The sequence below is a fragment of the Leeia oryzae DSM 17879 genome (assembly GCF_000376945.1).
In the GTDB taxonomy this organism is placed as follows: Bacteria; Pseudomonadota; Gammaproteobacteria; order Burkholderiales; family Leeiaceae; genus Leeia; species Leeia oryzae.
The window spans coordinates 103,062-117,093 of the sequence record NZ_AQXU01000020.1 but is presented as its reverse complement, the minus strand read 5'-3'; the positions used below and the strand labels follow the sequence as shown (position 1 = coordinate 117,093).

Here is a 14,032-nt window from a genome sequence, read left to right as displayed (position 1 = left end):
TCAAATATGAGCAGCATTTTTCGGGATATTTTTTGGAATGGCCAGTCTGTTTTACAAAAAGTTTGATCAAATGAATGGACGATAGGTTAAATTATGTTAACCATGGGGGCATTCTGATTCGTTTTTCGAAACGAGAGAATGACTTGATCCATTTCTTACTGTGAATAAGCATCAGAAAATAAATTTAGCAGATTAAATATATCAAGGGTGATGAATAACTAAAACGATCCGGTGTCAGGAAGTGGGCTCTGGAATATCCTTGGCCATAAAGCCGTCTGTGTAGATGAAGGTGACCTGCCGGGACATTTTGCAGTCGTAAAAAAGAAGACCTATTAGAAAGATGTAAAAACGGAGAGAGATACATGAATATTGCAAAAAGGACGGCGGTATCGTTCATCATCACCTTGGGGGCGCTAGTGGCCGTTGGCATGACGGGCATTACCCAGATACGGCTGCTAAGTCTGGAGCTAGACAATTCATTTGAAAACCTGATTCCCAGCCTGACCATGATCAATGCGGCCCAGACGGATTTGTACAAGATACGGACCAATGTTCTGAACCATGTCATCAATACAGATGCAGCAATAAAAAAGAAGTACGAAACGGATATCATCGCCGCCAATGAGGACCTGGCCAGCAAGCTGGCAACGTATCAGGCTACGTTGCTGGTAGATGCCACAGACAAGACCTTGTTGGCGCAAGATCTGGCCGCTATTCAGGCATATACCGGGCTGTGGCACAGGGTGTTGGCCATTTCCAATACGGGAGACAATGCCGGTGCCCAAAAACTGGCATCCACGGAAGGCCCGCTCAAGATCAAGGCCGCGTTGGGCGCTCTGGCCAAACATCTGGATTACAACATGGCGCTGGCAAAACAGGGGCACACGCACGCGAATGCCATTCAGCAGCAGGCGACGCTAACGACCGTTACGCTGATTATTGTGGCCTTGTTATTGTCCAGTTATTTTGCCTGGAAGCTGTACCGGGTGATTACCCGCGGTTTGAATTCGCTTCGCGAAACGGTAGACCGGGTGGTGAAGACACTGGACTTTACCCAACGTGCGAAGTCGGACCATGACGACGAAGTTGGCGATACCATTGCGGCTTTCAATACCTTGATCGGGCACATGCAAAAGAACATGCAGCACATTTTGCATGGTGCCAACGAGGTGGCCGAGAATGCGCGCCAGATGGCGGACAATGCACAGCAGGTCTCTTCTGCGTCCAATGCCCAGAGTGAGGCATCGGCCAATGTGGCGGCGACCATCGAGCAGATGACCACGAGCATTCACCATGTGGCGGCCCAGACCGGGGAAACGCTGGAGTTGGCCCAGTCATCCGGACAATTGGCGCTGGATGGCTCCCAGACCATTGCCACCACCATCACGGATATCCGCCAGATTGCCGCTTCCGTGACGCAAACCGCCAACAAAATCCGGGAACTGGAAAATCAGAGCACCCAAATCAGCAATGTGGTGGCGGTGATCAAGGAAGTAGCCGACCAGACCAATTTGCTGGCGCTGAATGCGGCGATTGAGGCCGCCCGGGCTGGCGAGCACGGCAGGGGGTTCTCGGTGGTGGCGGACGAGGTACGCAAGCTGGCTGAGCGTACCTCCAATTCTACCCAGGAAATTACTTCTACCATCGAGATCATGCGGCAATCCTCCCAGGATGCCACGCAGCATATGGAAACCGCGGTCGGTATCGTCAACCACAGCGTTAACCGTGCCGATGAAGCAGATCAGGCCATCCAGCTGATTAGCCAGTCTTCTGACAATACCGCCCAAAAGGTGCAGGATATTTCTGGTTCCATCAAGGAGCAAAGCATTGCCAGTCAGAATATTTCGCTCCAGATAGAAAAAATTGCCCAGATGACCGAAGAAGCCAGTGCCGCTGCCAGCCAGACAGCGGTGACTGCCATGACGCTGGACGAACTGGCCAGTGTGCAGATTAACATCCTGAAACAGTACAAACTCTGATCAACATCTGGATGTGCCGGCCACCGGGGTGCCATACCCCGGGTGGACGTTCCGGTGCAGGCGTATTTCCGTTTCATTATCTTCCTGTTTTCCGAGGCCTTCCGCTCTGGTGCGGTTTTGAATTCAGGATGTCGTCTCCAGTATCTATCAAGCCGTTATCGTGCAACATCTCACCGCGTTCTGCGGATTTAATGCCAGTATAAAAAATGCAAATGAATGTCTCCCCTATGTTTGTGTATGCTTTTGTTTACCTGCCAATTTCACTTGTTTAATTACCGGAGGTGAACCTGGCAGACGACCATGCCGCCACCGAGAAAAGATCAGAAGAGTGGTTGATGCAGACGATGACTTTCAAGTAGTATCTTAACGAATTCGTAGTTTTGGTATATTGGTATTACCATTTTAATAATAATTGAAATTGATCTTGTTTCGGGGGAAATGATGCACGCACACAATCTTGGAAAGACGCTTCATCTTGACCGTTGCTGGCATGGCGACCAGTCGGGGAGGGCGTCATGAAGAAAATCCACAAACTCCTGGTTGCCAACCGTTCGGAAATCGCCATCCGCGTGATGCGCGGCGCGTCTGAACTCGGCATCCGTACCGTGGCCATCTACGCCAACGAAGACCGCTTTGCGCTACACCGTTTCAAGGCCGACGAGAGTTATCTGGTTGGCGAAGGTAAAAAACCGATTGGCGCCTATCTGGATATTGAAGACATCCTGCGCATTGCCAAAGAAGCGGGTGTGGATGCGATCCACCCGGGCTATGGGTTTCTGTCCGAGAACCCGGACTTTGCCGATGCTTGTGCCCGCGAAGGCATTCTGTTCATCGGCCCGAAACCGGAGGTGATGCGTACCCTCGGAAACAAGGTCGCCGCCCGTAATGCGGCCGTAGCGGCTGGCGTGCCGGTGATGCCGGCTACCGGCCCGCTGCCAACCGATCTGGCCACCTGCCAGCAACTGGCGGCTGAAGTGGGTTACCCGCTGATGCTCAAGGCCAGCTGGGGTGGCGGTGGCCGTGGCATGCGCGTGATCGAAACCGAAGCCGACCTGGCCCCGATGATGGAAGTGGCGCGCCGCGAAGCGCTGGCGGCGTTTGGCAACGACGAAGTGTATCTGGAGAAACTGGTTCGCCGTGCCCGTCACGTGGAAGTACAGATTCTTGGCGATACCCATGGCAACGTGGTGCACCTGTTCGAACGCGACTGCTCGGTACAGCGCCGCAACCAGAAAGTGGTGGAACGCGCCCCGGCACCGTATCTGGACGAAGCCACCCGCCAAGGACTGTGCGAGGCCGCGCTGAAGCTGGCCCGTGCCGTCAATTACACCCACGCCGGTACCGTCGAATTCCTGATGGACGCTGACACCGGCAAGTTCTACTTCATCGAGGTCAATCCGCGGGTGCAGGTAGAACATACGGTGACCGAAGAAGTGACCGGCATCGACATCATCAAGGCACAGATCCGTGTCTCTGAAGGCGGACGGATTGGCGACGGCAGCTGTGGGGTTCCGGCACAAGAGCACATCGTGCTGAACGGCCACGCCCTGCAATGCCGGGTCACTACCGAAGACCCAGAGAACAACTTCACCCCCGACTACGGCCGCCTCACCGCGTACCGTAGTGCTTCCGGCTTCGGTATCCGTCTGGATGGCGGTACCGCCTACGCTGGCGCGGTGATTACGCCGTATTATGATTCCCTGCTGGTGAAGGTCACCGCCTGGGCGCCGACCGCCGAAGAAGCCATCCGCCGCATGGACCGCGCCTTGCGCGAGTTCCGCATTCGCGGGGTGACGTCCAACCTGCCGTTCCTGGAAAACATCATCTTCCATCCGCAGTTCATCTCCGGTGAATGCACCACCCGCTTTATCGATACCACCCCGGAGCTGTTCAAGTTCAGCAAACGCCGTGACCGCGCCACCAAACTGCTGAAGTTCATCGGCGATGTAGTGGTGAACGGCAACCCGGAAATGAAAGGCCGCAAAGCCCCGGCGCTGCCGATTGCCGAGGCGCCACGCCCTAAACTGGCGCTGGCCCATGAGCTGCCCAAAGGCACCCGTGACCTGCTGCAGGAACTTGGCGCAGACAAGTTTGCCGAGTGGATGAAAGCGCAGAAGCGCGTACTGCTGACCGACACCACCATGCGTGATGCGCACCAGTCGCTGTTTGCCACCCGCATGCGGACCCGCGACATGGTACAGATCGCGCCGCACTACGCGCGCCTGCTGCCGCAACTGTTCTCGATGGAATGCTGGGGCGGCGCCACCTTTGACGTGTCGATGCGCTTCCTCAAGGAAGACCCGTGGGATCGCCTGCACCAGTTGCGCAGTGCCACGCCCAACATCCTGTTCCAGATGCTCTTGAGAGCCTCCAACGCCGTTGGCTACACCAACTACCCGGACAACGTGGTGCGCTACTTTGTAGAGCAAGCCGCGAAGAACGGTATCGATGTGTTCCGTGTGTTTGATTCGCTGAACGCTGTCGACAACATGCGCGTGGCCATGGACGCCGTGCGCGACAGCGGTGCCCTGTGTGAAGCCGCCATCTGCTATACCGGCGACCTGTTCGACCCGAGCCGCAGCAAGTACAACCTCAAGTACTACGTTGACATGGCCAAGCAGCTGGAGAAAGCCGGCGCCCACATCCTCGGCATCAAGGACATGGCCGGCATCTGCCGTCCGCGTGCCGCCTCGGCACTGGTCAAGGCACTGAAGGAAGAAGTCGGCCTGCCGATCCACTTCCATACCCATGACACCAGCGGCATTTCCGCCGCCAGCGTACTGGCCGCCATCGATGCCGGTGTTGATGCGGTTGACGGCGCCATGGACGCCATGAGCGGACTGACCTCGCAACCCAACCTCGGTGCCATTGCCGCCGCCCTGGCGGGCAGCGACCGCGATACCGGGCTGGACCTGGACGCCATGCAGACCCTGTCCCACTACTGGGAAGGGGTACGCCACGCCTACAGCCCGTTCGAAGCCGACATCCGCTCCGGTACCTCGGACGTGTACCGCCACGAAATGCCCGGCGGCCAATACACCAACCTGCGCGAACAGGCCCGTGCCATGGGGCTGGAACACCGCTGGCCGGACATCTCCAGAGCCTACGCCGACGTTAACCGCCTGTTTGGCGATATCGTCAAGGTCACCCCCACCTCCAAAGTGGTGGGCGACATGGCCATCTTCATGGTGGCCAACGAAATCACTCCCGAGGATGTCCAGAACCCCAACCGCGAACTGGTGTTCCCCGAATCGGTGATCTCGCTGTTCAAGGGCGAACTCGGCTTCCCGCAAGACGGCTTCCCTAAAGACCTGCAAGCCCGCATTCTGCGCGGTGCCAAGCCCTTGCAAGGCCGCCCGGGCGAAACGCTACCGTCTGTCGACCTGGCACAAGCCAAGGCCGAGCTGGAGAAGAGCATTCACCGGCAGGTGAGCGATACCGACCTGGCCTCCAGCCTGATGTACCCGAAAGTGTTCAAGGACTTCGCCCTGCACCAGGCCCACTATGGGGATGTCTCAAAGCTGCCGACGCAGACCTTCTTCTACGGTCTGGCGGACCAGCAGGAAATCGCCGTGGATCTGGAACCGGGCAAGACCTTGCAGATTCGCCTGCAAGGCCAGGCCGACCTGCCAGAAGACGGCGAAGTGAAGCTGTTCTTCGAGCTGAACGGCCAGCCGCGGGTGATCCGCGTGCCGAAAGCCGGTGCCGGCAAGAAAGCCGAATCGCGCAAGGCCGAGACCGGTAACGCGGCACACATCGGAGCCCCGATGCCGGGCATGGTGGTGACGGTATCGGTACAACCGGGGCAGAAGGTAGCGCAAGGCGACCCGCTGGTATCGATAGAAGCGATGAAGATGGAAACGGCGATTCGTGCAGAGCAGGGGGGCACCATCAAGGAGGTGCTGGCCAAACCTGGTCAGTCGGTGAATGCCCATGATTTGCTGATGGTGGTTGAGCCGGGCTAAACAGCCCACGGCCGCCAAGGCAAGAAGTAACAAAAAGCCCCATGCAGGTTGCATGGGGCTTTTTGTTTGTCTTAGACTGTATGTATTAGATACGTGTGTCAGCTGACATCTCCGGCAGCAAATTGGCGATTGGGGGGGGTAGGTTGAACTGACTGTCTATGATCATGCAGTCATGGTGTCATGGCTGTTGCAGGCAACCTCTTGAAGTGATCACGTGAATCGGGGCTGGAATGCGGAGCGGGATAAGGCGTTTTTTCCTGATGTTCTTGCTGGTTACGCTGCAGGTCATGGCGGCGCCCGCGGTCTGGAACGGCCCTAAAACTTCCTCCCCGGTGCAACCCGGGTCAAGAAACATCCTGTTTGTTGCTGAAAATCTGCAAAACGGGGGAATCAGTGCAGTTTACCGGGCCTTTGCCGGTGCATCTGCCGAAGTCGGCTGGCGTGTGATGCTGGTGGATGGTAAAGGGGATGCCAATCTGATTCGCCAGGCACTTGTGCGGGTAAGTGTCGACAAGATTGATGGCATTGTACTGGGCGGCTTCTCTGCCGAGCAGATGTCGGACAGTCTGGTGACAGCACACATGCAGAGAATCCCGGTCGTTGGCTGGCATGCCAGCGCGTTGCCCGGGCCAGACAAACTACTCTTTACCAATGTCAGTACCAACCCTTTTCAGGTGGGGAACTTGGCAGCAACGTATTTGATTGGTAGCCGCAAGCAGTCGATGGGAGTCGTCATTTTTAATGATGACCGTTTTGAGGTGGCCAATGCCAAGGTATTTGCCATGAAGACCGCGCTGGAAAAGTGTGCGCACTGCAAAGTGTTGGCGGTAGAAAATTTGCCGTTAAATCGGGTGGCAGCGGATATGGAAAAGGCCGTTATCCGTCTGAACAAGCGGTTTGGCAAGCAATGGACGCATTCGCTGGCGATCAATGATTTGTATTTTGACGAGATCAACTTCCCGTTGGCGCGCCTGCACCGGCAAGACATCCAGAGCATTTCGGCGGGTGACGGTTCCAATGTCGCGCTTAGTCGTATTCGAAGCGGGCGCTCCCAGCAGATCGCTACGGTTGCCGAGCCCCTCAATATTCAGGGGTGGCAACTGGTGGATGAACTGAACCGGGCATTTAACGGTGAAGGGCCGAGCGGGTATGTGACGGAGCCCATTCTGGTGACTGCTGCATTCTTAAAGCAGTTTTCTACGTCAGATATCGAAAGCAATATTCCTTATCAGGCTGGGTACCGGCTGCTATGGAACAGGTAGCTGACGTACTGTACGACATATGTGAATAATGCTTTGCGCCTCCTGAAATCAAAAGCCCCATGCAGTTGACTGCATGGGGCTTTTGATTTGGGAATGGTGGTGAATGCTTATTGGCCGCGCAAAAAGATATCGATTACCGAGGTAATGTGCTTATGCATGGCTTGCCGTGCCTGCTGTGGGTCTCGGGCGTCGATGGCATTCAGAATGGCCTCGTGCTCCATCTGCGAGCGTAGCGGCATGTCGTTTGGGGTGTACAAGGTCTGCAAGCGCTTGAAAAGTACACCGTAGCGGTGAGCCAGCATGTGCTTGATGAAGAAGGCGAAAGCCTCATTACCGCTGGCTTCTGCAATGCGGATATGGAACAGGCGATCTCCCGGGTGGGTGGTCGACGCCGCCTGGTTATCCTGAACGTTTTGTGCATAGGCGTCCCGGATCAGCTGGCGTTGCTCGGCATCTGCATGTTCAGCGGCCAGTGCCGCAGCTTCCGGTTCAATCAGTAATCGCGCTTTGAGAATGGAGAACGGTGACAGTTCTTCATTCATTTCCAGGTTCAATCCAAGTTCCGGATCGAATTCCCACTGATGAGCATCCGGGGTTGAGGGGGCGCTATTACATACATAGATGCCGCTACCAACCCGTACTTCGACCAGTCCGGATACTTCCAGGGCAATAATGGCTTCACGCACAGAGGCACGACTGACACCCATTTCCTGTGCCAGTGTCCTTTCAGGTGGTAGCGCCGTCCCTGCCGCAAACTCGCCGGATTCGATCAGCGCCCGGATCTGCTCGGCAATTTTCTGATAAATCCTTTTGCTTTCAACCGCTTGTAGTGGCATTTCTTGTCCTTTTTATCTGCACGGGCAGGATTATCTCATGACTGTATGTGCTTCATTTTAGGAGAAAAACAAAAAATCTGCAAAAAATTGGTCTATTGGACTATTGGTCCGGCCAATTTTGTGATTTAATGAGTTCAACTTGAAACGAATCACAGGAGTGCAAGATGAGACTGGCAGGAAAAACGTGTCTGTTAACAGCCGCAGGGCAAGGGATTGGCAGGGCAACAGCATTGATGTGGGCCAAAGAGGGTGCCACCGTGATTGCAACAGACATCAATGCAGATGCGCTGGCTGAAGTAGCCGCCTCTCACCCAGCCATTGTGGCGTGCTGTCTCGATGTGACCGATCCTGTTGCCATCCAGTCACTGGCTGCAAAGTACCCATCCATCGACGTGCTCTTTAATTGTGCAGGTTTTGTCCATCAGGGCTCCATTCTGGAGTGCGACGAGCAACAGTGGGCATTTGCTTATGATCTGAATGTCACCTCCATGTACCGCATGGTCCGCGCTTTCTTGCCCGGTATGCTGGCCAAGGGCCAAGGGTCGATCATCAATATGTCGTCAGTGGCGTCTAGCGTGAAAGGGGCACCAAACCGGTTTGTCTATGGCACGACCAAGGCGGCTGTTATTGGCTTGACCAAGGCAATTGCAGCAGACTTTGTGACCAAAGGCATACGCTGTAATGCCATTTGCCCGGGGACGGTGGCGTCTCCTTCACTGGCTCAGCGGATCGAGGCTCAGGCAGCAGCAGAACACAAAACTGTTGAAGAAGTCAGGGCTGCTTTTGTTGCCCGGCAACCGATGGGCCGGGTCGGGACTGATGAAGAAATTGCGGCGTTGGCGTTGTATCTGGCGTCGGATGAGTCTGCCTTTACGACAGGTACGGCCCAGGTAATTGATGGTGGCTGGTCTAATTGATGTGTGATGGCACAAGCAGGGTAATGTGGAAACCCTTTCCGCTGGAGGGGGCAAGAACAAAAACGGGGAATACGCATGAAATTGTTACGTTATGGAAATAAGGGTGAAGAGAAACCGGGCATGCTGGATGCAGACGGCCAGCTGCGCGACCTGTCCGCTGTCGTCAAGGATATTGCGGGAGAGGTATTGACCCCTGCCGGTTTGGCAGCACTGGCGGCACTGGATGTCAAACAGTTGCCGGTGGTAAGCGGTTCTCCCCGGCTGGGAGCGTGTGTGGGGAATGTGGGCAAATTTATCTGCATCGGTCTGAATTACTCCGATCACGCGGCGGAATCGGGTATGGCTGTGCCGGCCGAACCGGTGGTGTTTGGTAAATGGACCAGTGCCATTGTCGGCCCGAATGATGATGTCGAGATTCCGCGCGGTTCCAACAAGACCGATTGGGAAGTGGAACTGGGGGTCGTGATTGGCAAGGGCGGGCGTTATATCGATGAAGCAGATGCCATGTCGCATGTGGCTGGTTACTGCGTCATCAATGATGTGTCTGAACGCGAGTATCAGCTGGAGCTTGGCGGTACATGGGACAAGGGGAAGGGGTGCGATACGTTTGGCCCCATGGGGCCTTGGCTGGTCACCGCCGATGAAGTTGCCGATCCGAACCGCCTGAACATGTGGCTGGAAGTGGATGGCAAGCGTTACCAGAACGGCAATACCTCGACCATGATTTTCAAGGTACCGACCCTGATTGCATATCTGAGCCGCTTCATGAGCTTGCAGCCCGGGGATGTCATTTCTACCGGTACGCCGCCCGGCGTTGGTCTTGGGCAGAAACCCGACCCTGTATACCTGAAGGCGGGTCAGGTCATGACCCTGGGTATTGACGGCCTAGGTGTGCAAACCCAGAAAACGGTTCAGGCATAAGGGGGCACGATGACTATCACGATTACCGATCTGGAAGTGATTGATCTGCGGTTCCCGACATCGCAGAAGCTGGATGGCTCTGATGCCATGAACCCTGACCCGGATTACTCGGCCGCCTATGTCATCCTGAAAACCAACCGGGCAGACCTGACCGGGCATGGACTGACGTTTACCATTGGTCGAGGCAACGATATTTGCTGTGCAGCCATTCGAGCGCTGTCTCACCGGATAAAAGGCTTGTCGCTTGGCTGGGTGCAGGAAGATCCCGCGCGGTTCTGGCGTTATATTACCGGTGATAGCCAGTTGCGGTGGATTGGGCCAGACAAGGGTGCGATGCACCTGGCAGTCGGCGCAGTGGTTAACGCGGTCTGGGACTTGTGGGCAAAATCAGTCGGCAAACCTGTGTGGCAGCTGGTGGCAGATATGTCGCCAGAGGAGTTGGTCAAGTGTATTGATTTTACCTACCTGACGGATTGCATTACCCCTGAAGAGGCGCTGACCTTGCTGCAACACGCGTCAGAGGGGAAGTCGGCGCGAGTGGCGCAACTTAAAGAGACCGGTTATCCGTGTTACACCACCTCAGCCGGCTGGCTTGGCTATAGCGATGAAAAACTGGCCAGACTGTGTCAGGAAGCCATTGATGAAGGCTTTAACCATATCAAGCTGAAGGTAGGCGGTAAGCTGGAGGATGATATCCGCCGTGTCGGGATTGCCCGCCAGATTATCGGCGAGCAGCGGCAATTGATGATCGATGCCAATCAGGTGTGGGAAGTAGACCGGGCGATTGACTGGGTCAGGCAGCTGGCATTTGCCAAGCCCTGGTTTATTGAAGAGCCGACTTGCCCTGATGATGTGGAAGGGCACCGCAAGATTCGCGAAGGGGTTAGCCCGATCAAGGTGGCGACTGGTGAAATGTGCCAGAACCGGGTGATGTTCAAGCAGTTCATCATGCGGGGAGCGATTGATGTCGTCCAGATTGATGCTTGCCGGATTGGTGGGGTGAACGAAGTGCTGGCGGTGCTGCTAATGGCTGCCAAATACCGGTTGCCGGTATGCCCGCATGCGGGTGGTGTGGGCCTGTGCGAGTACGTGCAGCATTTGTCGATGATTGATTACCTGTGTTTCTCTGGTAGTTACGAGGGACGAGTGACCGAGTACGTGGACCATTTGCATGAGCACTTTGTAGACCCGTGTGTGGTGCGCAATGCAGCCTACATGCCGCCATCGATGGCCGGGTTTTCGATTGAGATCAAACCAGAAACTTTGCTGCAATACCGTTATGAAGGGTAGCTGCGCATGGCCAGCCAGGTGGCGCATTGGATACGGATGGAGATTGTCAGCAGGTTTATGCGGTTATTTATTGACACAGATGTAATGTGTGTTATATAAATAAAAAACATAAACGGGACGTGTGGAAAATAGCTTTTCTATCCGGCACAACCTGTTCATTTTTTTAAAGTTGTGTGTTTTGTATAAATAAAAAACTGTTAAGCAGCAATGTCATAATAAGCTGTCTGCAACAGAGGAGATACACAAAGATGAGAAACTCATCGCAAGACACTGTCAGCCGTATGCAGCCAGCTGCCCTTGATGGCAAGCAGGCTGACGCCGGGGCGCTGCTATCGCTGGAAGGAATTACCAAAAGATTCCCTAGCGTACTGGCCCTGGATGCTGTCAGTTTCGATTTGCGTCGTGGAGAAGTACATGCCCTGTGCGGAGAAAACGGCGCGGGCAAATCGACCATGATGAAAGTCATCAGCGGTCAATATCAACCAGATGGTGGCCGTTACCTCTACAAGGGCAACGAGAGCCGTTTTCGCTCTACCCGGGAGGCCGAGGCAGCCGGGATTGCCATTATCCATCAGGAACTGAACCTGATTCCGCATCTGACGGTGGCTGAAAACATCTTTCTGGCGCGAGAGCCGCGCAAAGGGCTGTTCATCCACAAACCTAAACTGGTGGAGGATGCCCGGTTTTATCTGAATCGTCTTGGCGTTGAAATTTCTCCGGATGCCATGGTGAAAAACCTGTCTGTCGCACAGCAGCAAATGGTGGAAATCGCGAAAGCACTGTCGTTAAAAGCCGAAGTGCTGATTATGGACGAACCGACTTCATCTCTGACTGACGCCGAAACCGAGAAATTGTTCAAGATTATCCGTGAGCTTCGGCAAGAAGGCGTAGCTATTGTGTATATCTCGCATCGTCTGGACGAACTGGCCCAGATTGTGGACCGGGTGACGGTGATGCGAGACGGCAAGCATATTGCTACCGATGCTTTCGCCGATACGTCTGTCGACCAGATTGTGGCTCGTATGGTTGGGCGATCATTACAGGATGTTTTTCCGCCTAAAACGGCAGTCCCTTCAGAGGACGTCTTGCTGTCGGTCAGAAACCTCAGCCGCAAGAATGTGTTCGGGCCTGTCAGTTTTGACCTGAAGCGTGGCGAGATACTGGGGTTTGCCGGGCTGATGGGGGCAGGTCGTACAGAAGTGGCTCGCGCCATATTCGGGGCGGACCTGATCGATGATGGCGACATTATGCTGGGTGGCCAGAAGGTGACTATCCGCAGCCCGCGAGATGCGATCCGCCATGGCATTGCGTATCTCTCGGAAGACCGCAAAAGTAACGGTCTGGCCCTGAAAATGAATGTGGCCGAAAACATTACCATGGCCAACATGCAGGCGGTTTCCGGCTGGATGGGGCACATCAGTTTTTCGGCCGAGGCACGTGCCGCCGCCGAATACGTGAAAGCGATGGATATCCGCACGCCTTCCATTCACAAGATCGTGCGCCTGCTGTCTGGCGGTAACCAGCAGAAAATCGTCATCAGCAAGTGGCTGTTCCGTGAGTCCAGAATCATGTTCTTTGACGAGCCTACCCGCGGGATCGACGTGGGTGCCAAATACGCCATTTACAAGCTGATTGATGAACTGTCGGCCAAAGGGATCGGGGTTGTCGTGATTTCATCCGAGCTGCCGGAGATTCTGGGCATGACGGACCGGGTCGCGGTATTCCATGAAGGCAAGCTCGAACAGATATTGAACACCCGCGAGACATCCCAGGAAGAAATCATGCAATACGCATCAGGCCGTCATCCACTGCAGGCCTGACAAGAAAGATAACGGAGACATTTCAATGACTGAACATCAAAAAGATCTGATCCAGAAGTTTGCCGCCCTGGCAGGCTTGCTGGCCCTGATTCTTGTATTTTCACTGACCAGTGACGCCTTTTTCAGCATGGGTAACGGCATGACCGTCGCCCTGCAGGTCACCTCGATTGCCTACCTTGGGATTGCAGCCACCTGCGTGATCATTGCCGGGGGGATCGACCTGTCTGTGGGCTCCGTGCTGGCCTTGTCCGGCGTGGTGGCTGCCATGGTAGTAAAAGCGGGTTATTCCGTCCCGGTAGGTATGTTTCTCGGACTGGTGGTGGGGGCATTTTGCGGATTCCTGAATGGTTTCTGCGTGACCAGACTCAAGCTACCGCCTTTTATTGCCACACTGGGCATGATGCTGGTGGCTCGTGGTGTTGCATTACAGATTACCGGGGCGCAAGCCATCTCTGGCCTGGGAGATGCTTTTGGCGAGCTGGGTAACGGCTCACTGTTTCGGGTCGTCAAGACTACTGCAAACGGGTTTCCGGATGTAGTGTTTCCCGGCATTCCTTACCCGGTCATCCTGATGGTGATTCTGGCGGTGGTCGTTGCCATCATGCTCAGCCGTACGACCCTGGGTCGGCATATCTATGCAGTAGGCTCCAACAGCGAAGCTGCGCGTCTGTCTGGCGTGCATGTGACCAGGGTCACCATGTTTACGTATGTGTTGTCCGGGACGCTGGCCGGGCTAACCGGGTGCGTGCTGATGTCGCGCCTCGTGACCGCCCAGCCTAACGAAGGCGTGATGTATGAACTGGATGCCATTGCCAGTGCAGTTATCGGCGGGACTTCCCTGATGGGGGGCGTGGGGTCGATTTCCGGTACCGCCATCGGTGCCTTTGTGATCGGCATCCTCCGCAACGGGCTCAACATGAACGGCGTGTCCAGTTTCATACAGCAAATCATTATCGGTCTGGTTATTTTGCTGACGGTCTGGGTGGACCAGATGCGTAACCGGAGATAGCAATATCGGGGCATTCCCGACATCAAGCAGTAA

At 55.2% G+C, this 14,032-nt stretch carries 9 protein-coding genes; 8 read left to right on the top strand and 1 reads right to left on the bottom strand.

The genetic code is table 11. The annotated features are described in order from the left end of the window. The first annotated feature begins 362 nt into the window (after positions 1–362). The 3 genes from F552_RS0107055 to F552_RS0107045 all read left to right on the top strand — a co-directional run bounded on the left by F552_RS0107055 (position 363) and on the right by F552_RS0107045 (position 7,206). Positions 363–1,979 (top strand): methyl-accepting chemotaxis protein, encoded by a 1,617-nt coding sequence (locus tag F552_RS0107055; RefSeq protein WP_018151030.1) that lies wholly within the window; start codon positions 363–365, stop codon positions 1,977–1,979. Positions 1,980–2,494: 515 nt separating this feature from the next. Next, on the top strand, positions 2,495–5,944 hold the full coding sequence (locus F552_RS0107050) for a pyruvate carboxylase (protein WP_018151029.1): 3,450 nt from the start codon (positions 2,495–2,497) through the stop codon (positions 5,942–5,944). A gap of 260 nt (positions 5,945–6,204) precedes the next feature. Next, the gene (locus F552_RS0107045) at positions 6,205–7,206 is read left to right on the top strand and encodes a substrate-binding domain-containing protein (RefSeq protein WP_018151028.1); all 1,002 of its coding nucleotides are present in this window, start codon (positions 6,205–6,207) and stop codon (positions 7,204–7,206) included. A gap of 107 nt (positions 7,207–7,313) precedes the next feature. Here the strand turns inward: F552_RS0107045 and F552_RS0107040 are convergent, their stop codons facing one another. Further along, on the bottom strand, positions 7,314–8,042 hold the full coding sequence (locus F552_RS0107040; RefSeq protein ID WP_018151027.1) for a FadR/GntR family transcriptional regulator: 729 nt from the start codon (positions 8,040–8,042) through the stop codon (positions 7,314–7,316). Between the two features lie 164 nt (positions 8,043–8,206). Between F552_RS0107040 and F552_RS0107030 the strand changes: the two genes are divergently transcribed. The 5 genes from F552_RS0107030 to F552_RS0107010 all read left to right on the top strand — a co-directional run bounded on the left by F552_RS0107030 (position 8,207) and on the right by F552_RS0107010 (position 13,999). After that, entirely contained in the window at positions 8,207–8,959 is a 753-nt protein-coding gene (locus F552_RS0107030) for an SDR family oxidoreductase (RefSeq protein ID WP_018151026.1), read from the top strand. A 75-nt stretch (positions 8,960–9,034) separates the two neighbouring features. Next, positions 9,035–9,880 carry an ureidoglycolate lyase gene (locus F552_RS0107025; protein WP_018151025.1) on the top strand — a complete coding sequence of 282 codons (846 nt, stop codon included), beginning with the start codon at positions 9,035–9,037 and terminating at the stop codon, positions 9,878–9,880. Between the two features lie 9 nt (positions 9,881–9,889). Continuing rightward, positions 9,890–11,170 (top strand): L-fuconate dehydratase, encoded by a 1,281-nt coding sequence (locus F552_RS0107020; protein ID WP_018151024.1) that lies wholly within the window; start codon positions 9,890–9,892, stop codon positions 11,168–11,170. A 248-nt stretch (positions 11,171–11,418) separates the two neighbouring features. After that, a complete protein-coding gene (locus F552_RS0107015; protein WP_211208243.1) occupies positions 11,419–12,990 on the top strand; it encodes a sugar ABC transporter ATP-binding protein in 1,572 nt (523 codons plus the stop codon). Between the two features lie 25 nt (positions 12,991–13,015). Beyond that, complete coding sequence (locus tag F552_RS0107010) at positions 13,016–13,999, top strand: ABC transporter permease (RefSeq protein WP_018151022.1); 984 nt, start codon at positions 13,016–13,018, stop codon at positions 13,997–13,999. Positions 14,000–14,032 lie beyond the last annotated feature (33 nt).

Excerpts from the sequence above, each read along its gene's own strand:
- F552_RS0107055 (WP_018151030.1), top strand. The coding sequence starts at position 363 with ATGAATATTGCAAAAAGGACGGCGGTATCGTTCATCATCACCTTGGGG.
- F552_RS0107050 (WP_018151029.1), top strand. The coding sequence starts at position 2,495 with ATGAAGAAAATCCACAAACTCCTGGTTGCCAACCGTTCGGAAATCGCC.
- F552_RS0107045 (WP_018151028.1), top strand. The coding sequence starts at position 6,205 with ATGTTCTTGCTGGTTACGCTGCAGGTCATGGCGGCGCCCGCGGTCTGG.
- F552_RS0107040 (WP_018151027.1), bottom strand. The coding sequence starts at position 8,042 with ATGCCACTACAAGCGGTTGAAAGCAAAAGGATTTATCAGAAAATTGCC.
- F552_RS0107030 (WP_018151026.1), top strand. The coding sequence starts at position 8,207 with ATGAGACTGGCAGGAAAAACGTGTCTGTTAACAGCCGCAGGGCAAGGG.
- F552_RS0107025 (WP_018151025.1), top strand. The coding sequence starts at position 9,035 with ATGAAATTGTTACGTTATGGAAATAAGGGTGAAGAGAAACCGGGCATG.
- F552_RS0107020 (WP_018151024.1), top strand. The coding sequence starts at position 9,890 with ATGACTATCACGATTACCGATCTGGAAGTGATTGATCTGCGGTTCCCG.
- F552_RS0107015 (WP_211208243.1), top strand. The coding sequence starts at position 11,419 with ATGAGAAACTCATCGCAAGACACTGTCAGCCGTATGCAGCCAGCTGCC.
- F552_RS0107010 (WP_018151022.1), top strand. The coding sequence starts at position 13,016 with ATGACTGAACATCAAAAAGATCTGATCCAGAAGTTTGCCGCCCTGGCA.